Origin of the sequence: Halorubellus litoreus, from assembly GCF_037081675.1 — an archaeon.
Lineage (GTDB): Archaea > Halobacteriota > Halobacteria > Halobacteriales > Natrialbaceae > Halorubellus > Halorubellus litoreus.
Genome location: NZ_JAZAQL010000005.1, coordinates 159,332 through 183,291, shown reverse-complemented (window position 1 = coordinate 183,291; position 23,960 = coordinate 159,332). Strand labels below are relative to the sequence as shown.

Below are 23,960 nucleotides of genomic sequence, written 5' to 3'. Positions count from 1 at the left end.
CTATCCCTCGTTGTGGTCGCGGTACTCCTCGAGGTTCTCCATGACCTGCTGTAACTCGCGGTCACTCAACCCCTCGCCGCCGGGCGCAGCGCCTCGAGCGAGGTTCTCCGTGACCTGCTGGTGCTGGTCCATCGAGTGGTCGAGCAACGGCGTCAGGTCGAACCCACCGAGCAGCAGGAGGACGTCGACGTCGGACCCACGGCCGCGCTTCGGCGTGAGGCTCGCCTGCCCCGCGATACTGAGGTCGTGCTTGTTCTGCCACTCGTTGAACGTCCGGTACACCTCCGGCTCCGTGATCTCGCCGTTCTCGATCATGCTCTCGGGCGCCCGCACGACCGGGAACACGATCTGGGATGTCGCCACGTCCATCGGGACGAACGGGTTCTCCGCCGCCTTGTCGAACATGTACTCCAGCTCGTAGATGTTCCCGTCCATCCCCGTCGCGACCGCGGGCGTGAAGTGATAGGACCCGTACCGTGAGGGGATGGTGACGTAGTCCTCGATGTCGATGACGCCGTGGGTCTCTCGGCCCGCGCCGATCATCAGGTCGATCGCTTCGATGATCATCTCGTTGACGCCATCGTAGTTCTGCCGGCTCCCGCCGTCGTCCAGCTGGGAGTTCGCCGCGAGGATGACCATGTCCGCGTTCTGGCCGCCGTCGAGCACCTTCAGGAGGCGCGAGAGCCCGCAGACGGCGTTGAAGTGCCGTTGGTCGGGCTCCCAGTAGAACGGCCACACCGCCATCGCCACGTGGATGACGCTGTCCATCCACGGCTCGCTCTCCCCGACGCTCAACCCGTTCTTGAACTGGTCGATGACGTACGGAATCGACCCGTTCCCGGTGCCGCCACCGAGCGTCGCGACGTGCAGGAACGCGTCCGCCGTCCCGAACACGCGCTTGACGCGGTTGATGATGCGGTCGAGGTCCTGCTCGGCGGCCTTCCGGCCGTTGTGATACGAGTTCCCGGCGCCCGCGAGGTCACCGAACTCGAGCGCGTGCGTGCTCTCGATGTCCGCGTCCTCCGTGATCGCCGCGTCGATGCGGTCGACGGTGTTCCGGATGTCGTTCCGGTTCGTGTTCATCACGAGGATACGGTCCTCGATGCCGGGGTTCTCCGCGCGACTGAAGAACTGCGAGGCGATACGACCACCACCCTCGCCGGACGCGATGACCGCCCAGCGCGTGAACTGGCCCTGGGACATCACGCATCACCTCCGGCGTGCTTGCGCAGTCCATCGTCGGTCGCGTCCACCGGGAGCCCCGAGTCCGTAGCGAGCGACGCGATGACCTCGTCCGGGACCGGCGTCGACAGGAAGTTCGACCGCACGCGTTCGTAAGAGATGCTCTCGTTCTCGTCGATATTGTACTGGATGACGTTCATTATCTCCTGAGATATCTGCGAGTCGTCGTAGACGTAGATGACGCCGTCGGCACGCGATATCGCGTACCCCTCGACGTCCGCCCACGCGGCTAACAGGCCGGGGACGTACTCGTCGGTAATCGGGAAGTCCATCGCCGTACTGAGGTAGCCCGTCTCCGCGAAACGGTCCTCGAGTCGCGGGCCGAACTCCTCGACCTGCGTTCGAATCGTCGCCTCGCGGTCCCCGACGAGTTGGTCGTACAGCGACACCGCCTCGACGTCGACCGTCGTCTCGACGTCCTCGTCCACCTGAAGCGTGCGCTCGACGGCCGCGTAGTCGTCCTCGCGCGGGTCGACCGAGAGGACGTACTCGCCGAAGGGAACGTCCGCGAATCGCGCGGACCCGACGAGGTGCGTCTCGACGACCGCTCGCTCGTCGAACCCGTCGTTCGCCAGTTCGACGACCGCCGTCCGCTTGTCCTCGCTCCCCTCGTCGTACGCCACAGTCACCTCCACGGTGTACGTCTCGACGGTCCCCCGGGAGAGCGCGGGCGCGTCCGGGTCGAACTCCACGTCCGGGTTCCGCCGGAAGTACAGCCCGAAGAACTGCTCCGCGTGCCGGACCGGCAGGTCGCCGGCCGTCACCGTTCCCTCCGAACGCAACTGCTCGTCAATCGTCTCGGAGACGTCCGGGTACGCCTCGACGACCGTCGCCTTCGTGTCGAGCGAATCGACCGCCTCCACGAGCGGTTCGATCGAGGCCCGCCACTCCGATTCGAGCTCGGAGACGTCGTCGAGCCGCCGGAACGTGCCCGCGTGGTCCTCGTCCGCCGCGGCAGGGCGAGTGTAGTAGCCCGCGGGCAGCGACTCCGATTCGAGCGTTCGAACCGCCTCCTGCAGTTCGGATTCCAGCGCCTCGACGATGTCGCGGGTCGCGGACCGCATCGCGTCCCGATGCCGCGTCAACGCCTCCACGTCGAGCGCGGAATCGAGCGCCTCCAGTTCTCGCTGGACTTCCTCCACCCGGTCGAACGGCTCGACGGAGACGAACCGGTCTGCGTCCGACGCGAGCACCACGTCCGCGAGCGAGAGCAGGGCTTCGCGGTCCGCGTCGAAGGACCCGCTGAGTTCGCTCTCCAGTTCCGAGCGCGCCGCGAGCACGTCCTCGACCGCCTCCTCGTACTCGCCGTCGCGTCGCGCGTTCGCCGCCGAATCGAGTCGCGACTCGACCGCCTGCTCGTCTATCGGGCCGGTCGCGCTCCGACGGATGTCCCGCACGCGTTCGATGGCGTCGGCGACCGTCTCGTCGGCCACGTCTCGGTACTCGGTCAACGGGTCACCGACGACGTCCCGGTAGTCGACGCCGCTGGGCGCGCCCTCCGCGGGCGTCGGCGGCTCCTCGTACGCCGACGGGGGCGCGGTCAGGCCCGCGTCGGCGAGCGCGGCGAGGCTCGACTCGACGCTCGCGAGTCGCGTCGTTACGAACTCGTAGAGCGCGTCGTCGCGGTCCGCCGCGAGCGTCGTCAACTCCCCGTCGATACGCTCTAACTCCTGGAGTTCCGCGCTCGCCGCGTTCGAACCGACGGTGAACGACCCCGATTCGCGGTCGAACTCGCCGGCTTCCGCCTCGTAGTCCGCCGCGAGCGAGTCCGCTCGCGCACGGAGGTTCCCGACGTCGAACCGCGGGAACTGCGTCTCGATGGCGTCGAGCGACCGCCAGACGTCCCTGAGCGACGACCCGACCTGCTTCGCGCGCTGCTCGACGTACTGTCCGGTGTTCCCTTCGCCACCGACGACGCCGCGAACGTACATCACGGCGCTGCCGACGAGGACGAGCGGGACGCCACCGACGACGACGTACACGCCCACCTCGGTGTTCCCCAGGACGAACAAGGCCGCGCCGACCGCGGCGATTCCCACAGTCAATACCCCGATTCCCAGTACCGCGCGAGTTCGAGTCTTCATAGTATCACTCCGAACAGGGAGAATCCAGTGGTGACCACGACGCCGAGCACGGTCGCGCACACGAGCGCGATGCCGCCCCCGACCGGCACCCACAGGGCGTACCTGTTGTAGTCAGCCGTCGAATCGATCCGCTTCCGTCCGATCGTCCGGTTCGCCACGAGGTACGGTAGCGCGCCACCAGCGAGTCCCCCGAGAACGACGCCGAGTCCGATCGCGACGAAGAGGTTGTTCCGTATCGTCGACGCCAGCGAGCGTTCCCTGGCGTCGAGCGCCGCGTCGTACGCGGCCACTGCCTCGTTCGCCTCCTCGCGCTGCGCCGTCTCGCTGGCTTCGACGGCGTCGAGCGCGTCGACGGCGACGCCGGGCGTCTGCGAGTCGCGGGCGACGCCGAACAGGAACGTGCGGAACGACGACGCGCTCGCGTTCAGTTCGGCGACGGACGCGTCGAGTCGTTCGAGCGTCCGGTTCGCGGTGGTCGCGTTGAACTCGCCGGAACCGCTCCCGTTGAGCGCCGCCGTCGTCTCCGCCAGTGCGGTCGTCGCCGACGTCGTCCGGTTCGACGCGCCCACGAACGCCCCTTCGAGCGACCGGTACTCGTCGACCGACGCCGCCGAAGAGACGTACAGACGGCCGTCGACGCCGATAGCGGGGTTCACGGCGTTCGCGACCGGTTCGCTGACCGTCAGTCCGCTGTCCACCTGCTTCATCCGGATCTTCGAGGGGAACTCGACCGTCCCGTACCCAGGTTCGAGGCGAACGCGCGGCCCGCGGTCGCTCGCGGAGAGGACCTCGAAGCCGTCACTCGACTGGAGCTCCCACGCGTCACCGTACGGCGTCACGAGGCCCTGCGACGAGCACAGCCGGAGGTCGAGGGTCACGTTCGCGTACAGGCGCTCGGACCCGGTGACGCGTTCACCGGTGCTCGCGAGCGTCGCAACGACCACGTTCCCGCTGCCGCTCACGCCATCGCAGACCGCGGCCGTGTCCGAAGTGGACGCCACTGTCGAGTCCGTAGTGGACGCCGCCATCGAGTCAGGCGTCGACGCGTCGACGGCAGCGACGGCGCCCGGCATCGTCCCGGCGAGCACCGCGACCGCGAGCACGACAGCGAAGAATCGTCGCCCAGTCATTCGAACGTATCCTCGATTCGCCGCGACTGCAGTTCGTACATCACGACACCACCGATACAGAGACCGACGCCCGCACCCAGACCGATACCCGCGAGGTACTGGACGACCGTCCCGTCGGCGAGTGCCGCGAGCGTCGACACGCGAGCGTTCTGCTCTTGGGCCGCGTCGACGCTCGCCGAGACGTTCGAAGTCGTCGTCTCCTCGGACTGCACCGTGGCCGTGACAGCGCCAGCGCCAGCGAGCACGAGACAGCCGAGGACCAAGCACGCGAGAATCACCCTCACCCCCCCGAGCGAGCCGCCGTCGGACCGGCGTGTCACTGTATCATCGCCTCCGTTTGCTCCTCGTAGGCCTCCGCCTTCTCCTCTATCTCGCGTATCCGGTCCACGTCCTCGCGTTCGTACGTCAGGAGCGTCGTCACCGTCGCGAGCCGACGGTCGTGCAGCGCCACGCCGAGGTTCACCTCCTGGAGCGAACACTGCGCTTGCAGGTACTCGCGGATCGTCGACGTCTCCACGCGCCGCCCACTCCCCGACAGGTAGCCCGACGGCGCCCGCACCAGCCCGATCGCTTTCTGTGCGTCGGACGGGTCCAGGTCCGCGACCGACTGCTTGCTCGTCGCGAGGCGCACGAGCGCCGCGCTGTCGACGTCCTGCTTCCCGACGAACGGCAGCAGGTACCCCGGGAGCGACCGCGTCATCGTCGTCGACCGCCCGAGCGCCGCGTACCCCGCCTTCGAATCGGACGTCCCGACACCGAAGTTCAGTGACGTGACCAAGTCCTGAACGTCGATGTCTGGCGTATCGATGTCGTCGTACTCGCTCGGGTCGACGCCCGAGAGCACCGGGCCGGCGACGAGGTCGTAGACGCCAGCGGCCACGTACTCGTTGTACTCCGAGAACTGGCTCTCCGCCGCCGCCTGATACGAGATACGCTGGTTATCGACGAGGATGATGCCGTCCGCCCGGTCCTCCAGGCGATTCAGCCCGTAGCGGGCGTTCCACGCCTGCCGGCCCGCACCGACCGTCTCCCCGTCGTCGTCGTCGCCGACCTGCCCCATCGTGTTCGGGAGGACGGCGAGTACGACCACGTCAGCGCGGTCGTTCGTGTACTCGTGGATGGCGTCGACGATACTCGGCGCGATACCACAGCCGGTGCCACCGCCGAGTCCGAGACAGACGAACGCGAACTGGATCTCGTCCTGGTCGGTGGCATCCGCGACGCCCCCCGAGGCGCCGCCACCGAAGTCGTCGTCCGCCTGCTCGCCGCCGAAGTCGTCGTCGGCTGGCTCGCCACCCGGGTCGTCCTCGGTCGCCGTCCACTCGTCGTCCGTCTCCGACCACTCCGCGTCACCGCCGTCGGTGAACGCCGTCGTCGACGCACCGAACCGCTCCTCGAGGCGCGTCACGAGCTCGTCGTAGTGCTCGGTCATCACCTCGTCAGCCTTCACCGGGTCGCGACCGAATCCCCCAGTCACCTGTTCCTCGAAGCCGGCCGTGTTCCCGTCCACGAGCCCCCGCTGTTCGGCGATACCGAACTGTGCGTCCGCGTCGACGTTCCGGAGGTTCTGCAGGTCCCGGATCGTCGAGTTGAACACGAGCGGTTCGGCCAGCGCGGTGATGTCGTCCCCGCCGAAGAGACCGAGCGTCGAATCCGACGTGTAATCGAACACGGCGTCGACTATCGCGCTTCCGGCCTGTCCTGCCCCTACGAAGAGATACGTCATTAGATGTCTCTGACACGTGTCTATACGTAGCGTTGATTTAGTATTTCTGGCAGACCGAACTGTTCAATCGTACTTCCAGATAGTTACGTCGCCGGTCACCCGCGGAGTCGTCGCAACATGATGGAGTACTGGTTGCGTTCGTAGAGGTCCTCGACGTGATCGAGGAGTTCGTCCGCCGCCAGCAGGAGACCGCGGGCGCGTTCGGGGTCCGTGCTCGCGTAACTCCGGCCGTCCTCGTGGAGGTCTCGTGCGAGCGACACGAAGTGCCGCGGAATCGTGTGATTGTGGTCGTCCCGACGCTCGTAGTACGCCTCCACCTCGTCGATGCGGTCGGCGACCGACGCTACCAGATCGCTCGGCGAACCGTCCGTCATCGATTCCCCGCGGGTCGATTCGAGCGTCGGAACGAGCGTGTCCCGGTAGAACTCGAGTTCCCGGAACGCGCCGTACCACTCGGCGCGCTCGTCGGTCCGTTCCGCGCCGTCGACGAGTTCGGCGACGCGCTCCAGGAGCGCCGCCTCCACGCGTTGGTCCGGGTCGAGGTCTCGCTTCACCTCGTTCGAGACCGCGACGACCTCGTCCGCGTCGACGTCCTCGAACGCGTCTCTCGTTCGCGCGTGCTCGTCGAGCGCGCCGACAGCGGTCGTGAGAGCGCCCTCCATCCGACCCTGCGGAGTCGCGTCGGGGTCGCGGAGCGCGTCGACGAGCCCCGAGGCCGCCGCACTCTGCGGGCTCGTCCGTCGCTCCACGGCCGCCACCGCGTCCGCGACGGTTCCCTCGTCCGACCCCTGACCCGCCGGACCACTGCCTGCACGGGACCGTTCGCTCTCGGCCGCCATCGACGCGACGTCCGTCGCGATCGGTTCGAGCGCCCGTGCGAGCGACCCGTCCACGTCGCGGAGTCGCTGCGCGAACGCCTCCACCTCCGCTTGGACCGTCACGTCGCCCGTCCGCTCCACCGCCTGCAGCACGCCGTGAGACGCCTCCAGTTCGTCGACCGCGTCCTCGACGGCGTCGCGCGCCAATCGCTCGTCGACGCGTCCATCACCGAGCGCGTCGAGCAACGTCCGCGCAGTCGGCGACCGCGGTGACCGACCCGCCTGCACCGACGCCACCGCCGCGGACGCCACCGCGTCGTCTCCACCGCCAGTCGACCCACCAGTTGCACTGCCAGTCGACCCACCAGTTGCGCCGCCAGTCGACCGACCCCGACCGTCGCTCTCAACGAGGTCCACGCGACCGCGTGCGACGGCGGACGCCAACCCCTCCAACGCCTCCGTCCGTCCCTGCGACGTCTCCACCACGCCCTGGTCGGCAGCCGCCCGAAGCAGGTCGTCGGTCGCACTCGTCAACTCCGTCACGCGGTCGTGGACCGCGCGCCCGTCGGGCTGCACCGACAGCGCGTCCGCCACCCGACGCACCGCCGGGTCCGGGCCGTCGTCACCGACGAACCGATACCCGACCGCCCCCAGCGCCACGCCCACGACCAACGCCACGACGCCGACGACGACACTCCCCATGCCACCGCCCGTCGACTGCAGTACCACGCCGTCGAATATCGGAGACAACATACACGGTCACCTCAAGGCATCTGCTCCCGGCCGAGACAGTCGAACAGCGCCTCAACGTGCTCCCACTCGTCGCGGATGCCCGCGGCCAGCCGAGTGTTGCCGTCCTGCTTCATCGTCAGCGCGTGGTCGTACATCTCCGAGAGCGACTGCATCTCCGGGTTCCACAGCGTCCCCCAGAGGTAGACGTCGTCGAGGTACGGCGTCACGAGCCGGTGCGTGTTGATGTCCACCGTCTCCACCCCCGACGTCGACTCCCGGTCGAGGAAGTCCGGGCCGCCGAGGACCTCCCGGAGGACGCCGTCGTCGAGCAGCGGCGCGAGCGACTTCATCTTCTCCTCGGGGCCGTACACGAGGAACGTCCCACCCCACGCCGTCGTCGGGTCGAAGTCCGCGAGCTTGTTCTGGAACAACGCCTTCCGCGCGAGCATCTGGACCTTCGACCGGTCGAACGACGACGCGTGAATCTTCCCGAGCACCGGCGCGAGGACGACCGCGGGGTCGACCTCTCGCTCGGGGTCGAACGGATACTTGTCCTGCACCGGCCGGAAGCTGTCCGCCGGGTCGAACACCTCCCCGCGGATCGCGAGGTCGACGTCCTGATTCAGGACCTGCGGTATCGACGACATCGTGAACGCCTCCAGGAACGACACCAACGGCTTGTTCAGGTCCGTGTACTCGGGCGGATTGTACCGCTCGATGTCGTGGATGCGCGGCTGGATGTCCTGGGTCGCATCCCGGAGCTTCCGGTTGTCGAAGGGGATGATGGCGTCGACGCTCTTCGCCATCCGCGCCATCCCCAGGACGCCGTTGACCTTCGCACGCCCGGACTGCGACGCGTACTCGCTCGGGATGACGACCGACGAGAACATCGGCTTCCCGACGACCTTGTCGTTGTCCAGCACGCGCTCGCGGAGCATGTCCGCGACGACGGGCGTCGACCCACAGCCCGTGCCCTTCGTGACGCTATGGATGAACATGATCGCCTGCGAGTCACGGAGGTCGACCGGACTGCTATCCCAGCGCTCGTTGAACGGATTCCCCTCGTCCTCGAAGTCCGCGAGCGCGAAATCCCGGCCGTGATCCCAGCGATGCCCCGCACCCGCGTAGTTGTGCGCGCCCTGGCCGATGATGCAGTTCGCGACGATGTCGTGCCGGTTGTACGCCTTCTCGACCTGCGCGTAGTACGTCTCCTCTATCTCCGCGACGTTCGTGTTCAGGATGCTCGCGTCCGCGAGGCCTGCGTCCCAGATGTGGACGCGGTCCTCGTTCTCCTCCGAGAGCGTGTTCCGTCGCAACAGCACTGCGTCCACGATGTGATTCCCCGCACCACCGACGCCGAGCATGAACCACTTCTTCCCGACTGCCGACCCCGACAGGTCCTCGCTGCCCGTCGCACTCGACCGGTCCGGCGACCCGTCCGTCGACGGCTCCTCGGGCTCGTCTTCCGCCTCGTCCGACCAGTACCGCTCCTCGACGAATATCGGGTCGTAGAGGTCCGGGTACACCTGCTCGACGGACTTCGGTTCGTCTCGGTGCTCGTGCGCGATGTGCGCTTCGAGCGAGTCCCGCTCCCACCCGTCACGCGACGTCACGCATATCTTACATGTTCCCGTCATGGAGGGTTCTGAGTACGTAGAAACCGTACCGGCGGCGGTATGAAGTTACTGGCCTCCCAACCTTCGCGGACTCGCACAGCGCGCAACCCAGTGTGGACTCGCATAGCGCGCAGCCAACGTGGGTTCGCGAAGCACGCAGCCCAGTGTGGACTCGCATAGCGCGCAGCCGACGTGGGTTCGCGAAGCGCGCAGCCCAGTGTGGACTCGCACAGCGCGCGACTACGTGTACTCGCGCTTGAACCGCTCCTGGAGCGACTCCAGCGCCGCAGCACCGGTTGTTCCCTCGGCGAACCGCACGTCGACGATACCCGGCAGCGTCGACGGCACGTCGACGGACTCGACGAGGTCGCCCTGTCGGGTCGCGAACTGCTCCAGAGCCGCGACCGAGTCCGGCGTCGCGACGAACGACGGCAACCCGTCCGTGTTCACGTGAACCGTCCGGTCACCGCCGTCGACCGCGTCCTTCAGTTCGTCGAGCAACAAGAGCACCTCGTCGACCACCGACTCCATTTCGACGTGCTTCGTCCGTGACGGCTTCTGGCGCTCCGGCTCCGACCGCGTCGACGCCGGAGTCGACGCGGTCGTCGCCGTCGCGTCGACGCCCTCCCGCGACTCCAGAACGACCGCGCCATCACGCACCGAGTACTCGACCTCGTACTCGCGCTCGAACGCCGGCTTCAGCGCCGTCGCCATCGCCCGCGACACCTCCGGCGGAAGCGACAACCGCTCCTGTCCATGCCCGAGCGCCCCCTCGACGCTCCCGAAGAACTGCACCGACGTCAACAAGCCGGCCGCCGTCTCCCGCGCCGCCGTCACTTGCTCTTGCGCGGCATCGAACTGGCACGCGTGCAGGTCCTCGCGAGCCGTCCGAAGCTGGCGCTCCACCGCGTGCACGCTCTCGACCGCGTCGTCCTGCCCGTCAATAGCCAGTTCCTCCACGCGAGCGCGAACCGCGCCCTCCAACCGCTCCAGTTCCTCGCGAGCGCGCTCCACGTCGGTCTCCGCCGCCGTCAGCGTCTCGTGGAACGACGCCTCCGCATCCTCGACGTGCCGCTGGATGCGCTCGCGGTGCACCTCCACGCGCTCCAGCGCCGACACCACCGTCGCCACGTCGTCGCCCTCTCCGTCGAGCATCGACCGGAGCGCGTGGTCGACGTCACCGACGTGCGTCGACCGACCGTCCGGCGACAGCTCGAACTCGCGGAACGTCGTCGGGAGGTTCACGAGGTCGTACTCCGTCCCGTACCGCGACCGCACCGAGATGGCGACGTCCCCACGCTCGACGACGTCGAGCACCGCCTCCGCTAGCCGCGACTCGATGCGTTCCACCGCCGCACCCGGGTCTCGAGCCTCGACGCGCTCGCGGACCTCTATCGCGCGCTCCCGACGCACCGACGCGGCCGCGCTCCCCGACCTGATCGACTCCAGTTCCGCATCCACGTCCGCGTACCACTCCCGTTCTTCCTTGATGGACGACCGTGCGTCCGCGACCGCGTTCGGCGCGTACTCCGCGAGCGTCTCCATGGACTCGTCGTCGAGCCGCCGGTCGACCGCATCGTCGAACGCCGCCCGTTTCGACGCCAGCGACTCCTCGGCGCTCGACAGCGCCGTCGCCGTCTCCACTTCCAGGTCCGCGTCCCAATCACGCGTGTACGCCCCACCGAGCGCCCCGACGCTCGCGACGAACGGCGTCGCCACGAACAGAGCCAGCCCGACACCGCCGACGTCAGCCGAGAACAACGGTGCGTACACCCCGAAGAACAACACGAGGAACAGGACCGACACCAGGCCAGCGAACGCGAACGTCGCGTCCCGGTTCCGCCACGCACCCATCGCGACCCCCTGGCCGACCCACGCCAACGCGATGAGCGCGAACAGCGCGAGGACGAGCGTGGTACTCGACTTGAACTGTACCGCGGCCGCCCGGAACACCGGCATCGAGATGATCGCTTCGACGACACCACCGACGACGGGCACCGACCGCCCCTGTACGCCCGCGAGCGCGAACACCGCCTGAAGGAACGTCCCGACGACGGGCACGCCAGCGACCCCCCACCCGACGAACGGCAATAGCTCTCTCACGTTCATATCCACCCCTCATCAGGCTGGCAAGAAAACGTTTACCGCCGCCGCCCGACCAACCGAGACCTCCACCGCGCCACGAGACCACCGCTCCGCAGGCACCCCGAATCATCCAGCCGCGACCCGGATTCGACGCTCGGCGACCTCGAATCATCTCTCGACGACATTCGGGTCGTCTCGTGACGGTCGTACTCGACGACGACCACCCGAACGTCGACACGTTCTGGTGTCGGCCGAACCATTAAGATGCAGTTGGGCGATTGTCCAGACACCGTCGAGTCGCCATCGGCGACTCGCATCTCAACGCATGTCTATGGAAGGACGCACCTGTGTCATCACAGGTTCAGGGCGTGGCATCGGACGCGGCATCGCCGAACACCTCGGAGCACGAGGGGCGAACGTCGTCGTGAACTATCGGTCGAGCGACGAGGCCGCGCGGGAGACCGTCGAGAGCATCCACGAGAAAGGCGGTGAAGCCATCACCGCGAAAGCGGACGTCTGCGACCGCGACGAGGTCGAGGCGATGCGCGAGCTCGCGCACGACGAGTTCGGGCAGGTCGACGTCCTCGTGAACAACGCCGGCATCACGCAGGACACGCGGTTCGTGAACATGACGCGCGAGGAGTGGGATCAGGTGATGGACGTGAATCTCGGCGGGATGTTCAACTGCACGCAGACGTTCTACGACGACATCTGGAACGCCGACGAGGGTCGCCTCATCAACATCTCCAGTATCGTCGGGAAGCAGGGGAACTTCGGACAGGCGAACTACGCCGCCGCGAAGGCCGGGATGTTCGGGTTCACGCGCACCATCGCCATCGAGCTCGCGTCGGGCGGGTCGACGGCGAACTGCGTCGCGCCCGGATTCACGCGCACCGACATGCTCGCGGAGGTCCCCGAGGAGGTCCAGGAACGCATCGTCGCCCAGATTCCCCTGGAGCGGTTCGCGGAGATCGACGACATCGCGAGTACCGTCCGGTTCCTCGCGAGCGAGGATTCGAGCTACATCACCGGTGAGGTCATCGACGTCAACGGCGGCATGGACCTCTAGACGGTCCCTAGCCGTCTCGTTCCCTGGGGAGCGCGTTCTCACACCAGTCCCGTTCGAATCACGCCCGTTCTCACACCAGTCCCGTTCGAATCACGCCCGTTCTCACACCAGTCCCGCGTTGAATCGCTCTCGGTCCAGTGACGGCGTGGAGTCGATACGGGCGGTCGCGAGAATCTCGGCGTTCACGTGCAACGGTGGTGTGTGCGGCGCTGCGGGGGCGCTGGCGTCACTCGCCGTGGTCGCCGAGCGCGGCCTGCGTGGTGCGTTCGAGACCGTCCTCGATGCCGAGTTCGTCCTCGAGCGCGCGCCGCGCGGATTCGAGGGGGACGTCGAGCTCGTAGCTGTAGAAGTTCCCGCGGCTCCCAGAGCGGTTCTCGCGCGCGGTGAGGATACCGAGCATCCGGAGGTCCGAGAGGTGGTTGTGCACCGAGCGCTGCGCGAGACTATCGATGCCCATCGCGTCGCAGACGTCCAGATAGCGGTCGTAGATGTTCCGCGAACGCTCCGGGGTACGCCCGGCGCGTGCCAGCGACACGACCGAGAGGAGCGCGAGGTGGCCGTGCTGCGTGAGTTGTCGAATCCCTTCCTCGACGCGCTCGCGCTCCAGTTCGTGCTGGGCTTGCTCCACGTGGCGTTCCTCGAGGAAGTCGTCGCCGTTGTTCTGCGCTTGCTCGCCGGCGAGCAGCAGGAGGTCGAGCGCCTGCCGCGCGCTCCCACGGTCCTTCGCCGCGAGCGCCGCACAGAGCCGGACGACCGCGTCGTCGTACACGTCCTCGCGGAGCGCGATCTCCGCGCGCGACGAGAGGATGTTCGAGAGCTCCTGGGCGTTGTACGGCGGGAACTGGAGTTCGCGCTCGCAGAGCGTGTCCTGCACGCGCGGGTCGAGTTGGTCGCGGAACTTGAAGTCGTTCGAGATGCCGATGATACCGACCTTCGCGTTCTCCAGGTCGCCCTTCGACCGAGCGCGCGGCAACTCGTAGAGGAGTTCGTCCTTCTCCCCGATGGAATCGATCTCGTCGAGGACGAGGAGGACGGTGCCGCCGACCGCGTCGATCTCCTCGTAGAGCTTGTTGAACACGGTCTGCTGGGGGTAGCCCGTCGTCGATATCTCGCCGCCGTCCGGCCGGAGTTCGTTCACGAGTTCGACGGCGACCTGGTACGAGGACGAGAGCGGCTTACAGTTCAGGGTGAGGACGGAGAGGTCGATGTCGTCGTATCCCCGCGCGTCCTCGCGGAGGCGTTCGAGGAGGTACTCGGTGACCGCGGTCTTCCCGACGCCGGTGTTCCCGTAGAGGAAGATGTTGTTGGGCTCCCAGCCGTCGATGACCGGCTGGAGCGCGTCCATGTACGCGTCGATCTCCTCGTCGCGCTCCTGGATGCGGTCCGGCTGATAGCTCTCTCTGAGCGCGTCCTTGTTTGCGAATATCGTCCGCTTGCGCTCGAAACGACGCATGCGTTCGACCGTAGCACTCACCCTATTTAACGACCGCCTTTTCACGTGATTCGAGTGTTTCGAGTGAACGCCCCGAGTCTGGGTGTCGAATCGGACGGCGGTGGCGAGGGCAGCACGTCGTCACGGATTGCAGTGCCAGCGAACGCGGTCACTTCCTCGCCAGACAGACGGCCTCTTTCCCTCGTCCATCCCCACCCGCTTCCTTTCTTTTCTTTTCTCTTCTTTCTAGTCTAGTCTGTCTAGCTAGACTAGGTAGGGTACGAGACTAGGGAGATTGCTGGTCAGTCTACGTGCGGTGGAGCGTGCAGGGAATGAAGCTGGTGGAGAGTGGAGCGGGTGGAGAGTGGAGCGGGTGGAGAGGGGTGCGTGTGGAGGTGCTGACGAGACGGTGTGGATGGGCTGACGGTGGTGAGTCGTCCGGGGATGATGGAGAGGCGAGTGGTTTGGGGGGTGAGAGACACCACTGTTTCGTGTGAAGCGTGGGTTGGGCTAGGGGTCACGTGCGAGCACACCGTTGTTTCGTGTGAAGCGGTGATAGGTTGCCACCGTGATATCGGTTCGTGACACGCCCTGGATTTACAGAACGGCTGCCTCAAGATTCAGGACAGCCACATTCGACGCCTACCCCCACCACCGTTGCAGGTGAAGACCTCCCCTCGTTGACGCAACCGCGGTCCGTTCACTCCACTCCCGCCCACCCACACTCCATACCCCACCCACCCACACTCCACACCCCCACCCACACCAACCCCCCGCTTCACTCGCAACAGTGGTGTCTCTCTCCCCACCACAACCCCACCTGACACCTGCTCGCGGTCGGAACCATCACCGTCGTTCACTTGCACCAGTGGTGGGTGCAGCGGTTCCCGGGTGGACAACCTTCACGAACACACCACCGTTTCACTCGCAATCACGGTGGGTCAGGAACGACACCCTGCCTCACGACCCCATCCCCATACGAGCCGTTCCATTCCCGGCCAAGCTGCCCCATCCCCGGGTTTCGACTCGAACGTGCTTGTCACCAACACGGAGGTATAAGGCGCATCCGGGCGACGGCTCTCGTATGCGAGATGTCGCGATAATCGGCGCGTCCATGACCCAGTTCGGGCAGCGCGACGCGTGGATCCGAGAGTTACTCGCCGAGGCGGGCGACGCCTGCCTCGACGACGCCGGCGTCGAACCGTCCGCGCTCGACCACCTCTACGTCTCGAACATGGCGAGCGGCGAGTTCGAGGGGATGACGGGCGTCCCGAACGCGCTCGCACACGACCTCGGCGCGCTCGGGGCGTACACCCAGCGCGTCGACCAGACCTCGAGCTCGGGCGGCGCCGGCATCTACGCCGCCTGGCAGTCCATCGCCAGCGGCGCGAGCGACGCGACGCTCCTCGTCGGCGGCGAGAAGATGACGCACAAGACCACCGCGGAATCGACGGACGTCATCGCGTCGCTCACGCATCCCGCGGAGTACAAGCACGGCGTCACCCTCCCGAGTTTCGCCGGCCTGACCGCGCGACACTACCTGGAGCGGTTCGACGCGCCCCGCGAGAGCCTCGCGAAGGTCGCCGTGAAGAACCACGAGAACGGCACGCGGAACCCGCACGCGCAGTTCCAGAAGGAGGTGGACCTCGATACCGTCATGGAGTCGCCCATCGTCGCGGACCCGCTTCGACTCTACGACTTCTGTCCCATCACGGACGGCTCCGCGGCGCTCATGCTCGTCCCCGCGGACGACGCCGAGTCGTACGTCGACAGCGCCGACGACTACGCGGTCATCTCGGGCGTCGCCGGCGCGACCGACACGCACGTCGTGCACGAGCGCGACGACCCGACGGTGATGGGTGGCGTCGTCGAGAGCGGCGAGCGCGCGTTCGACATGGCGGGCCTGGAACCCGACGACGTCGACGTGGCGGAGCTCCACGACATGTTCACCATCCTCGAGTTCCTCCAGATGGAGGGGCTCGGATTCGCCGAGCACGGCAAGGCGTGGGAGCGCGTCGAAGCCGGCGAGACGACGATGGACGGCGACCTCCCTATCAACACCTCTGGCGGCTTGAAGTCGAAGGGCCACCCGCTCGGCGCGAGTGGCGTCGCACAGGGCGTCGAGATATACGAGCAGATCGTCGGGGAGGCCGGGCCGCGACAGGTCGACGCGGACGTCGCGCTCGCGTGTAACGTCGGCGGGTTCGGGAACTGCGTCATCACCACCATCCTGGAGGCAGCAGCATGAGCGACCACGACCACACGGACGACGGCAACGGCAGCGAGAGCGTGCACGACGAACCGCGCGTCCGCGAGGGCCACCTCTCGGGCGACGACCTGACCGCGTACGTCTGCACGAACGGGCACGCGACGTTCCCGGGCCATCAGCGATGCCCGGAGTGCGGCGAGTCGCAGGACGCGGAACTGGACCTCTCGGAGACGCGCGCGGAGGTGGTGACGTGGACGACGAGTACGGCGACGCCACCGGGCGTCCGCGAACCGAATCACCTCGCCATCGTCGAGTTCGACCTCGACGCGGCGCTGGAGGCGTCTCACGACTTCACGGCGGGGACCGTGCAGGGGCCGGTGCGGACGCTCGCGCAACTCACGACGGGCGACGTCGAGTCCGGTGACGTCGTCGAGCCGACGTACGTCGAGGAGCTCCGCGAACCCGGCGCTGGAATCCGCGAACCGGACAGTCAGTCCTGGGACGGCTACCGGTTCGAGCCCGTGGAGTCGTAGCGACGGCACAGACCACCGGTTTCGGCTATTCGTCGACGGCCGCGAGTGCGTTATTCGTCGACGGCCGCGAGTGCGTTATTCGTCGACGGCCGCGAGTGCGTTATGCGTCGACGACCGCGAGTGCGACGACGTACTGTCCGCCGAAGACCGACGGGTCCGGCGCGGGGACGTCCGCGCGCTCGTAGACGCCGTCGGGGATGCCGATGTCGCCGAGGAGAAGATCGCCGGGGACGCCATCGAGTCCCGTCTTCGGGAGTGCGAGCGTGAGCGTAGCGTCCGGGTGGACGGCGCGCCCTGGTGCGTCGCCGGTGGTGGCGTCGAAGCCGCTGGGGACGTCGAGCGAGAGCGAGCGTTTCGACCCCTGGTCGACGACCTGCGCGAGGTCGGCGGCGGTGCCGTCGAGTTCGTCAGTGAGTCCGTACCCGACGAGTGCGTCGATAGCGAGGTCGACGTCGAGGACGACGTCGACCGCGTCGTGGACGGCGCCGTCGCCGTGGACGAGCGTCGCGCTGGTCGCGTCGAGCGCGGCCGCTTGGCTGGCCGGTGCGCCCTCGAGTGCGTCGCGGTCGCGGTCGAGGACGACGGTGACGTCGGTGCCGTGGTTCGCCAGGTGTCTGGCGGCGGCGAGCCCGCCGCCGCCGTTTCCGCCGCCGCCGGCGAGAACAGCTGCGTCCTGGGGGAGTCCACCGACGACCGCGCGGCTCGCCTTCGCGAGGTTCCGGCCGGCGTTCTCCATCATCGACAACAGCGGGAGGCCGACGTCGTCGACGGCTGCCCGGTCGACCGCTCGCATCTCGGCGGCGGTGATGGATGGCACGCGAACGCCGCGAGTCGTCTCGAACACGGGACGGGGCGCGTCCGACGTCCCGCCGCGACGGTCCACGGCCCCTGACCGGTCCGCGGTCATGCGTCCGCGTCGCCCCGTCCACCGTCAGCGTCGTCGCCACCTGCACCCGTCGCGTCGTCGCCACCCCCATCGGCTCCGTCGTCGCCACCTGCACCCGTCGCGTCGTCGCTACCTCCATCGGCTCCGTCGTCGCCCGCGTTCGCGTCCGCGGGCTCGGCGTCACCGCCTGCGTCAGACTCGTCGCGCTTCCCGTATCGGTCCTTGAGCGTCTCTATCTCGGCGTCGACGTCGACCTTCACGCCATCGTCGACGGAATCGGCGTCCTGCGCGCCACCGGTCCCGCTCCGGCCAGCCGGGTCGTCGTCGCGGGCGGCGTCCGCGCGCCGCGCGTCGTCGGCGCGGTTCGCGCGCTCCTCGAACTCGTCGAGCGTGTGGTCGCGCTCGCGCGCCTCCCGGAGTCGCGACTGGACGTCGTCCCGGAGCGCGCGAGCCTCAGCTAGGAGTTCGCCGGCCGCACCGTCGTCGGGGAGCGCGCCGGCGTCGAGCGCGGTCTGGAGGTCCGCGAGCGACCCTTCGAGGCGTTCGAGCGTCCGGTCGCTGACGTCGGCGAGCCGCTCGGCGGACCCCGACGCCCGGTCGCGCGCACCGGTGGCTCGCTCCCGTGCACGATTCCCGGTGTCGACGACGCGAATCGCACGCTGGACGGTCTCCAGGAGCTTGATGTTCACCTCGAGGATCGCGATGGTGCCCGGTATCGCGACCTCGTCGGCGAACCGCACGACCTCGCTCGGCGACGGCGGGCGCGGTAGTCCGAGCGGGCCGCGTGGCGGGTCGCGTCGCAGTTCGTCCCGGAGTTCCTGGAGGACCGTCGACAGCTCCTCCGCGCTGGCCGCGAAGTCGACGTCGTCGTCCCGGCGGTCGGTCATGCCCGAACCTTCTCGCCAGGCGGACAAAAGTCTGGCCCGCCCCACCGCGTCGCCTGGCGGCGATGAGCCGCTCGCCGGACGGGCAGCGGGCACTGTGGATGCTGACGGTTCGACTCCCCCGCGCTTTAATCTTGCACGGCCTCCGCCACAATGTTTATTGTATGCTGTATCCGTAGTTCCGCAAGAATGCGGACCGACCACGGCGGGGGCGTACCCGACAGTACTGCGTTCGCGCAGACGCTGTCGAGTCTGAAACAGGAGGGAAGCAACATCCTGCTCGTCGGGCAGACGAGCGGGACAGCACATCACGCCGCCTGCGAGCGATTGCTCGGTGACGGCGAGCAGCCTCGCCGTCGCGTCTACGTCTACACCGCTGGGAACGAGTCCTGTGGGTTCACGGCGACGGCGCCAACGATGGAGGATTCGGCGTGCATCGTCACGCAATCGACGGACGACGGGACGGGCGTGCACGACGGCGTTCCGGAGTCCATCGAGCGGACGGTCGTCGGCAACCAGTTGTTGGCGTCCCTGGGTGCGGAGATAATCGACGCTGTCGCGGCGTACGACGACGAGTTCGACCTCGCGCCGGCGGAACTACGCCTGTGTTTCGACTCCGTGACGCCGTTGCTCCGCGACCACAAGTCCGAGAACGTGTTCCGCCTCTTGCATATGGTGACGTCTCGCGTCCGCGAGGTCGACGGGATGGGGCACTTCCATCTGCCGCTCGCCCGGGACAGCGACTACGTTCACCTGTTGGAGCCGCTGTTCGACGCGATCGTCGAGGTCCGGGACGGCGAGGACGGTCTCGAGCAGCGATGGGACCTCCGTGACCGCGGCACGGACACGGGCTGGATCTCGCTCTGACGTCCGTCTCTCGCTCTGGCTCTCGTCGAGGTCAGGCGTGTTGTGCGACGAGGGCTTCGAGGCTCGCTTTGTCCTTGGCGCCGACGACGCGTTCGACCGGCGTGCCGTCGACGTAGAGGAGCATGGTGGGGACGCCGCGGACGTTCTGGCGTTGGGCGAGTGCCTGGTGTTCGTCGATGTCGACCTTGGCGACGACGGCGGTGCCGTCGTCGTGGAGCGCTTCGACGACCGGCTCCACCATCTTGCACGGCCCGCACCAGTCCGCGTAGAAGTCGACGAGGACGACGTCGTGGGCGTCCGTCACCTCCTCGAGGTGGTCGGCGCCCTCGACGTGGACCGGGCCGGACGGACGGCCCTGTGCGTCGTCGCCGCTCTCGCTTACGGCCCCGCCATCGCTCAGCTTCTCCTGGAGTTCCTGTCGTTTCTGTTCTCGAATCGCGTCGCGTTCGTCTGTCTCTGTCATCGACGCATCCTACCCGCTCCACGTACCTAAAACCACCACAGATGTGTTGGGTTGGTGCACAACCGCTGTTCGGGCGCGCGTATCGAATCTCGATTTCGGACGACGTTCTTTAACGAACGGCGTCGTACGACCGGTAATCATGACCCCTGAGGTCGTCGTTCCCCTCGCGACCGTCCTGGCCGCGGCCGTCCCGCTCCAGGTTGAGATCAGCGCGCAGTTCCTCGCCGGTGTCGCCGGGACGATACTCCTCATGCTGTTGTTCCTGATGGTGGTCGTCCTCTGGGACATCGCGCTCGCACTGCGGGACGTCGCGGAGAAGATAGACTACCTCGAGGACGACGTGGACTCGGACCTGGCGAGCATCAACGGGACCCTCACCCGCATCTACGACCGGATGGGTGGCGGAACGTCGACGGGCCGAGAGGGCGTTTCTGGAGCGGCAGCGGGTCGAGAGGGCGTTTCCGGTGCGTCAGCGGGCGGAGAGGGCGTTTCTGGAGTGGCGGCAGGGCGCGAGGCGTTCTCTGGAGGGGCGACGAACGTGCAGGGGACTAACGTGGTCGGTGGAGGCGTCTCGGCGTCACCTGGGAACGGCGAACCGGGTGACGTTCGACCCGGGCGGGTTCGGGCGCACGCTGCTGGCGTGAATGCTGCTGCCGGCGGGACGACGAGCGTGAATCCGACGGCCGGTAGCGGGCTCCACGAACCTGAGACCCCCGCGGATGGTCGTCGTCGGGTCGGCATGGCTCCGACCGCTGCGACCGCCGGCACGTCGCCCGATGCGCCCGCGGACGGGGAGCCGGCGGCCGCGGGTGTCGGCGTCGATTCGGGTCGCTCGCGTCCGGGCGCTGCACCGGCTGACGCGGCGCCGTCGGAGGGAGACGCGCGCACCGGCGAGGGGGAACCGACCGACGCAGACGACCGTCCCAGCGACGTCGACAGTACCGGCGACGGCGACGACAGTGACTCCAACGGAAGCACCGACGTGACGGCTGGAGCTGGTCCGACGGCTGCTGGTGCCGTCGAGGAACCGGCGGCCGGCGGTGACGAGAGCGGTCCGACTGACGAGAGCGGTCCGACTGACGAGAGCGGTCCGACTGACGAGAGCGGTCCGTCGGTCGATGCGGCGACCCGGAACGTCGGTCGGTTCGCGTCGGACGGAAGCGGCGATTCGGCGTGGTACGACGTCACGATGAACGTGCCACGGACTGCGCGCACGGACGTCGAAGACGCACCCACTGCTTCGGACGCGGCCGCTGGGGAGACGACCGTGGACGAGCGACTCGGATCGGACGACGAGACGACCGTGGACGAGCGACTCGGATCGGACGACGTACGGAACGCGTACGTCGACCCCGTGTCAGCCTTCGGGGACGAGGACGGCGACGGCGAACCGACGGTCGGCCTCGACGACCTCGGGTCGCGCTTCCAGCCGACGTCCACCGACACCGAAGCCGACGAGAACGCACCCGACGCACCAGACGCGTCCGGCACGGGAGCGGACGGTACCCGGGACGATGACGGGAACTCGGTCGTCGACGAGCCCGAACCGAGCGCCGAGACGACCGACGCGACCGCGGACCCGGGCACGGAGGTCGTGGACGTGGAGACGATGCCGTCCGACCCGGTCGATGCCCCCGGCGACGACACCGGTGGAGACGGCCCTGGCGAGGACACCGTCGACGTCGACACCACCGAAGACGACACCACCGACGACGACGTCGACGGGACCGGGCTCGACGAGGCGGACGTCGACGCGGCTGCGGACGACCCTGAAAGCGGCGGCGCGGACCCCGCCGCTGGTGCGGGCGACGACGCCGACGCGGTCGTCGCGGACCTGTCGGCGGCGAAAGCACGGATCCGTGAGCGACACGAGGACGAGGATGGGTCGCTCGACTACGCGTCGCTCCAGCAGGAGGCGGCGGCGACGCCTGGCGTGAAGGGCAGCGGGATGCCCGCCGAGGAGATGCTGGACGCACTCGCGGCCGCGGCCGTCCACGACCTGGACGACCGCCGCGACGAGGACGTTTCGAACGTCGACGCGGTCGAGGACGCGCTCGCGGAGCGACGCGAGGAGACCGACGACGAATCCGACGGCGGCAGCGAAACCGACGGCGCGCCCGGCGGAGCGGACCGCGAAGCGGACGACGCGACCGGCGACGCGGACGACGGCGGTATCGCGGACCTCGTGAACCGCGAACTGGATACGCTCACCCAGGAGGTCGGGGGGACGAGCATGACGCCCGACGTCTCCGACGCGGACCTCGACGCGGCCGTCGACGAGCTCGACGGCGAGTCGTACACGTTCCCGCTCTCCGGGTCGTCGTTCGACGTGACCGCGGACGCGGACTCCGAGACCGCGACGCTCTCGTTCACGTCCGAGGAACCGATCGACCTCGGCGGTGCGCGCGAACGACTCCTGACCTACCAGTTACGGAACTACCTCGACCGCGACGACACCACGCACGCCGAGTTGTCCGTGAACGAGGACTCGGTCGTCCTCGAGATTCCCGCCGCGGACGGCCCGGCGGTGGACGCGTGGGCGGACGCGACCGTCCAGATAATCGACCGCACGCTCTACCTCTCCAAGGACGACGACTGACAGCACGACGACTGACGGCACGGCGACCACCAGCACGGCGACCACCAGCACGGCGACTGACGGCACGGCGACCACCAGCACGACGACTGACCCGTGGCGTGCACGGACGTGCGGGCGACCGTCCGACCGTGCCTTGTCGAGACCGAAAGACGGAGGGTCGTCGTGGGCTGACCGTTGCGCATGACGGACGACGTGTACGCGGTGGACGTGGCGGTACGGTATCAGGACGTGGACGCGCTCGGACACGTGAACAACGCGATATACGCGACGTACCTGGAGGAGGCGCGCGTCCAGTACCTCCCGGACGTCCTCGGTGACACGGGCGCCATCGAGGCGGTGCTCGCGAACCTCGAGATCGATTATCGCCGACCGGTGACGCTCGAGGACGGGTTCGTGACCGTCGAGATCGAGGTCGTGGACGTCGGCACGAAGAGCGTGACGTTCGAGTACGAGGTGTACGCGAGCGGCGACCTGGCGGCGGAGGCGTCGACGGTGCAGGTGGCGTACGACGGCGAGACGCAGGAGTCCGTGGAGATACCCGAGGAGTGGCGCCAGACGCTCCGCGAGTTCGAGGGCCTGAACTGAACGCGCAGCCGGTGGCGCCGCGCCGGTGACGTCGCGGGCGGTGGCATCGGTGGTTCTCGCGCGGTCGAAGCGAGAGGTTTAGGCGCCGCCCGACGAACGGTGTGTCGTGCGACTGGAGAACAGTTTCATCGGCGTGCGGGGCGTGGGCGAGAAGTCGGAACGGAACCTCTGGCGGTCGGGCATCACGCACTGGGACGACTTCGACCGGGCGGCGGCGCGGTCGACGTCCGGTATCGGGTCGACGACCGCGGCGCGCATCGAGGAGTTCCTCGCGGACGCTCGCGAGCGCCTGGACGACGGCGACTCGCGGTTCTTCGGGGACGCGCTCCCGAGCGGGGAACGGTGGCGGTTGTACGAGAACTTCCGCGACGAGACCCTGTTCTTCGACATCGAGACGACGGGCCTGGACGAGCATCGGAACGACGTGACGACGGTGTCGTTCCACAAGGGCGGTGAGACGACGACGCTCGTTCGCGGCCAGGACCTCACCGCCGAGCGCGTCCGCGAGCAGTTCCAGGACGCCGCGTTGGTGTCGTCGTTCAACGGCGCGCGGTTCGACGTCCCGTTCCTCGAGACCGAACTCGGCGTGACGCCGGACGTCCCCCACATCGACCTGATGTATCCCTGCAAGCGCATCGGGCTCTCGGGCGGCCTGAAGCGCATCGAGCAGGACATCGGACTGGAGCGCGACCAGCCGGACATCTCCGGGCAGGACGCGGTCCGCCTCTGGTACGAGTACCAGGACGGCGACGACCGCGCGCTCGAGACCCTCGTCGAGTACAACCGCGACGACACCAGGAACCTCCAGACGCTCGCCGACGAAGTCGTTCGCCGCCTCGACGACCACGTCCTCCCTAGCGACGCCGCCGGGTTCGACGACGACTGGAAGTAGACTCGACGCCCCTTCCTCGAGGACTCGACGTCGGCGACCGGAATCCCGACTTCGTTCATAAGTGAACTAGTCATCTCGACGGAATCGACTTGCCCGAGCCGCGAGGAC

Annotated in this window: 19 protein-coding genes; 7 read left to right on the top strand and 12 right to left on the bottom strand. The window is 67.9% G+C overall.

The window, feature by feature from the left end:
* From VYJ16_RS20190 to VYJ16_RS20155, 8 genes are all read right to left on the bottom strand, one after another.
* Positions 1-1,203 carry an FtsZ/tubulin family protein gene (locus VYJ16_RS20190; RefSeq protein ID WP_336352123.1) on the bottom strand — a complete coding sequence of 401 codons (1,203 nt, stop codon included), beginning with the start codon at positions 1,201-1,203 and terminating at the stop codon, positions 1-3.
* Positions 1,203-3,287 (bottom strand): hypothetical protein, encoded by a 2,085-nt coding sequence (locus VYJ16_RS20185; RefSeq protein WP_336352122.1) that lies wholly within the window; start codon positions 3,285-3,287, stop codon positions 1,203-1,205. Before VYJ16_RS20185 ends, VYJ16_RS20190 begins: the two co-directional genes overlap by 1 nt.
* Positions 3,288-3,322: 35 nt before the next feature.
* Positions 3,323-4,456, bottom strand: a complete 1,134-nt coding sequence (locus VYJ16_RS20180) for a hypothetical protein (protein ID WP_336352121.1) — start codon at positions 4,454-4,456, stop codon at positions 3,323-3,325.
* Entirely contained in the window at positions 4,453-4,776 is a 324-nt protein-coding gene (locus VYJ16_RS20175; RefSeq protein ID WP_336352120.1) for a hypothetical protein, read from the bottom strand. Before VYJ16_RS20175 ends, VYJ16_RS20180 begins: the two co-directional genes overlap by 4 nt.
* Positions 4,773-6,182, bottom strand: coding sequence for an FtsZ/tubulin family protein (locus VYJ16_RS20170; RefSeq protein ID WP_336352119.1), 1,410 nt, complete (start codon positions 6,180-6,182; stop codon positions 4,773-4,775). Before VYJ16_RS20170 ends, VYJ16_RS20175 begins: the two co-directional genes overlap by 4 nt.
* A 95-nt stretch (positions 6,183-6,277) precedes the next feature.
* Complete coding sequence (locus VYJ16_RS20165) at positions 6,278-7,753, bottom strand: hypothetical protein (RefSeq protein WP_336352118.1); 1,476 nt, start codon at positions 7,751-7,753, stop codon at positions 6,278-6,280.
* Between the two features lie 11 nt (positions 7,754-7,764).
* Positions 7,765-9,345, bottom strand: coding sequence for a cell division protein FtsZ (locus tag VYJ16_RS20160; RefSeq protein ID WP_336352117.1), 1,581 nt, complete (start codon positions 9,343-9,345; stop codon positions 7,765-7,767).
* 243 nt (positions 9,346-9,588) lie between these two features.
* A complete protein-coding gene (locus VYJ16_RS20155) occupies positions 9,589-11,457 on the bottom strand; it encodes a hypothetical protein (RefSeq protein WP_336352116.1) in 1,869 nt (622 codons plus the stop codon).
* Positions 11,458-11,758: 301 nt separating this feature from the next.
* On the opposite strand from VYJ16_RS20155, the gene fabG reads away from it, so the two are divergent.
* Positions 11,759-12,502, top strand: a complete 744-nt coding sequence (gene fabG / locus VYJ16_RS20150; protein WP_336352115.1) for a 3-oxoacyl-[acyl-carrier-protein] reductase — start codon at positions 11,759-11,761, stop codon at positions 12,500-12,502.
* Positions 12,503-12,728: 226 nt separating this feature from the next.
* Here the strand turns inward: fabG and VYJ16_RS20145 are convergent, their stop codons facing one another.
* A complete protein-coding gene (locus tag VYJ16_RS20145) occupies positions 12,729-13,955 on the bottom strand; it encodes an orc1/cdc6 family replication initiation protein (RefSeq protein ID WP_336352114.1) in 1,227 nt (408 codons plus the stop codon).
* A gap of 1,063 nt (positions 13,956-15,018) precedes the next feature.
* On the opposite strand from VYJ16_RS20145, the gene VYJ16_RS20140 reads away from it, so the two are divergent.
* Positions 15,019-16,182 (top strand): thiolase family protein, encoded by a 1,164-nt coding sequence (locus tag VYJ16_RS20140; protein ID WP_336352113.1) that lies wholly within the window; start codon positions 15,019-15,021, stop codon positions 16,180-16,182.
* Positions 16,179-16,676 carry a PhlB family protein gene (locus tag VYJ16_RS20135; protein WP_336352112.1) on the top strand — a complete coding sequence of 166 codons (498 nt, stop codon included), beginning with the start codon at positions 16,179-16,181 and terminating at the stop codon, positions 16,674-16,676. The genes VYJ16_RS20140 and VYJ16_RS20135 overlap by 4 nt, the downstream gene beginning before the upstream one ends.
* A gap of 100 nt (positions 16,677-16,776) precedes the next feature.
* Here the strand turns inward: VYJ16_RS20135 and VYJ16_RS20130 are convergent, their stop codons facing one another.
* Both VYJ16_RS20130 and VYJ16_RS20125 read right to left on the bottom strand, forming a co-directional pair.
* On the bottom strand, positions 16,777-17,583 hold the full coding sequence (locus VYJ16_RS20130; protein ID WP_336352111.1) for an NAD(P)H-hydrate epimerase: 807 nt from the start codon (positions 17,581-17,583) through the stop codon (positions 16,777-16,779).
* Positions 17,580-18,449, bottom strand: coding sequence for a DUF7547 family protein (locus VYJ16_RS20125; protein WP_336352110.1), 870 nt, complete (start codon positions 18,447-18,449; stop codon positions 17,580-17,582). Before VYJ16_RS20125 ends, VYJ16_RS20130 begins: the two co-directional genes overlap by 4 nt.
* A 186-nt stretch (positions 18,450-18,635) precedes the next feature.
* On the opposite strand from VYJ16_RS20125, the gene VYJ16_RS20120 reads away from it, so the two are divergent.
* Positions 18,636-19,313 (top strand): DUF7504 family protein, encoded by a 678-nt coding sequence (locus VYJ16_RS20120; RefSeq protein ID WP_336352109.1) that lies wholly within the window; start codon positions 18,636-18,638, stop codon positions 19,311-19,313.
* Between the two features lie 31 nt (positions 19,314-19,344).
* On the opposite strand, the gene trxA is transcribed toward VYJ16_RS20120, so the two are convergent.
* Positions 19,345-19,776, bottom strand: coding sequence for a thioredoxin (gene trxA, locus VYJ16_RS20115; RefSeq protein WP_336352108.1), 432 nt, complete (start codon positions 19,774-19,776; stop codon positions 19,345-19,347).
* A 139-nt stretch (positions 19,777-19,915) separates the two neighbouring features.
* Between trxA and VYJ16_RS20110 the strand changes: the two genes are divergently transcribed.
* From VYJ16_RS20110 to VYJ16_RS20100, 3 genes are all read left to right on the top strand, one after another.
* A complete protein-coding gene (locus VYJ16_RS20110) occupies positions 19,916-22,375 on the top strand; it encodes a TrbL/VirB6 family protein (RefSeq protein WP_336352107.1) in 2,460 nt (819 codons plus the stop codon).
* Positions 22,376-22,555: 180 nt separating this feature from the next.
* Complete coding sequence (locus tag VYJ16_RS20105; protein WP_336352106.1) at positions 22,556-22,960, top strand: acyl-CoA thioesterase; 405 nt, start codon at positions 22,556-22,558, stop codon at positions 22,958-22,960.
* Positions 22,961-23,066: 106 nt separating this feature from the next.
* Positions 23,067-23,852 carry a ribonuclease H-like domain-containing protein gene (locus VYJ16_RS20100; RefSeq protein ID WP_336352105.1) on the top strand — a complete coding sequence of 262 codons (786 nt, stop codon included), beginning with the start codon at positions 23,067-23,069 and terminating at the stop codon, positions 23,850-23,852.
* The last annotated feature ends 108 nt before the right edge of the window (positions 23,853-23,960 follow it).

Coding starts and splice junctions, on each gene's coding strand:
- VYJ16_RS20170 (WP_336352119.1), bottom strand. CDS start 6,182: ATGACGTATCTCTTCGTAGGGGCAGGACAGGCCGGAAGCGCGATAGTC.
- fabG (WP_336352115.1), top strand. CDS start 11,759: ATGTCTATGGAAGGACGCACCTGTGTCATCACAGGTTCAGGGCGTGGC.
- VYJ16_RS20110 (WP_336352107.1), top strand. CDS start 19,916: ATGACCCCTGAGGTCGTCGTTCCCCTCGCGACCGTCCTGGCCGCGGCC.
- VYJ16_RS20130 (WP_336352111.1), bottom strand. CDS start 17,583: ATGACCGCGGACCGGTCAGGGGCCGTGGACCGTCGCGGCGGGACGTCG.
- VYJ16_RS20135 (WP_336352112.1), top strand. CDS start 16,179: ATGAGCGACCACGACCACACGGACGACGGCAACGGCAGCGAGAGCGTG.
- VYJ16_RS20145 (WP_336352114.1), bottom strand. CDS start 13,955: ATGCGTCGTTTCGAGCGCAAGCGGACGATATTCGCAAACAAGGACGCG.
- VYJ16_RS20120 (WP_336352109.1), top strand. CDS start 18,636: ATGCGGACCGACCACGGCGGGGGCGTACCCGACAGTACTGCGTTCGCG.
- VYJ16_RS20155 (WP_336352116.1), bottom strand. CDS start 11,457: ATGAACGTGAGAGAGCTATTGCCGTTCGTCGGGTGGGGGGTCGCTGGC.
- VYJ16_RS20140 (WP_336352113.1), top strand. CDS start 15,019: ATGCGAGATGTCGCGATAATCGGCGCGTCCATGACCCAGTTCGGGCAG.
- trxA (WP_336352108.1), bottom strand. CDS start 19,776: ATGACAGAGACAGACGAACGCGACGCGATTCGAGAACAGAAACGACAG.
- VYJ16_RS20105 (WP_336352106.1), top strand. CDS start 22,556: ATGACGGACGACGTGTACGCGGTGGACGTGGCGGTACGGTATCAGGAC.
- VYJ16_RS20180 (WP_336352121.1), bottom strand. CDS start 4,456: ATGACTGGGCGACGATTCTTCGCTGTCGTGCTCGCGGTCGCGGTGCTC.
- VYJ16_RS20190 (WP_336352123.1), bottom strand. CDS start 1,203: ATGTCCCAGGGCCAGTTCACGCGCTGGGCGGTCATCGCGTCCGGCGAG.
- VYJ16_RS20165 (WP_336352118.1), bottom strand. CDS start 7,753: ATGTTGTCTCCGATATTCGACGGCGTGGTACTGCAGTCGACGGGCGGT.
- VYJ16_RS20125 (WP_336352110.1), bottom strand. CDS start 18,449: ATGACCGACCGCCGGGACGACGACGTCGACTTCGCGGCCAGCGCGGAG.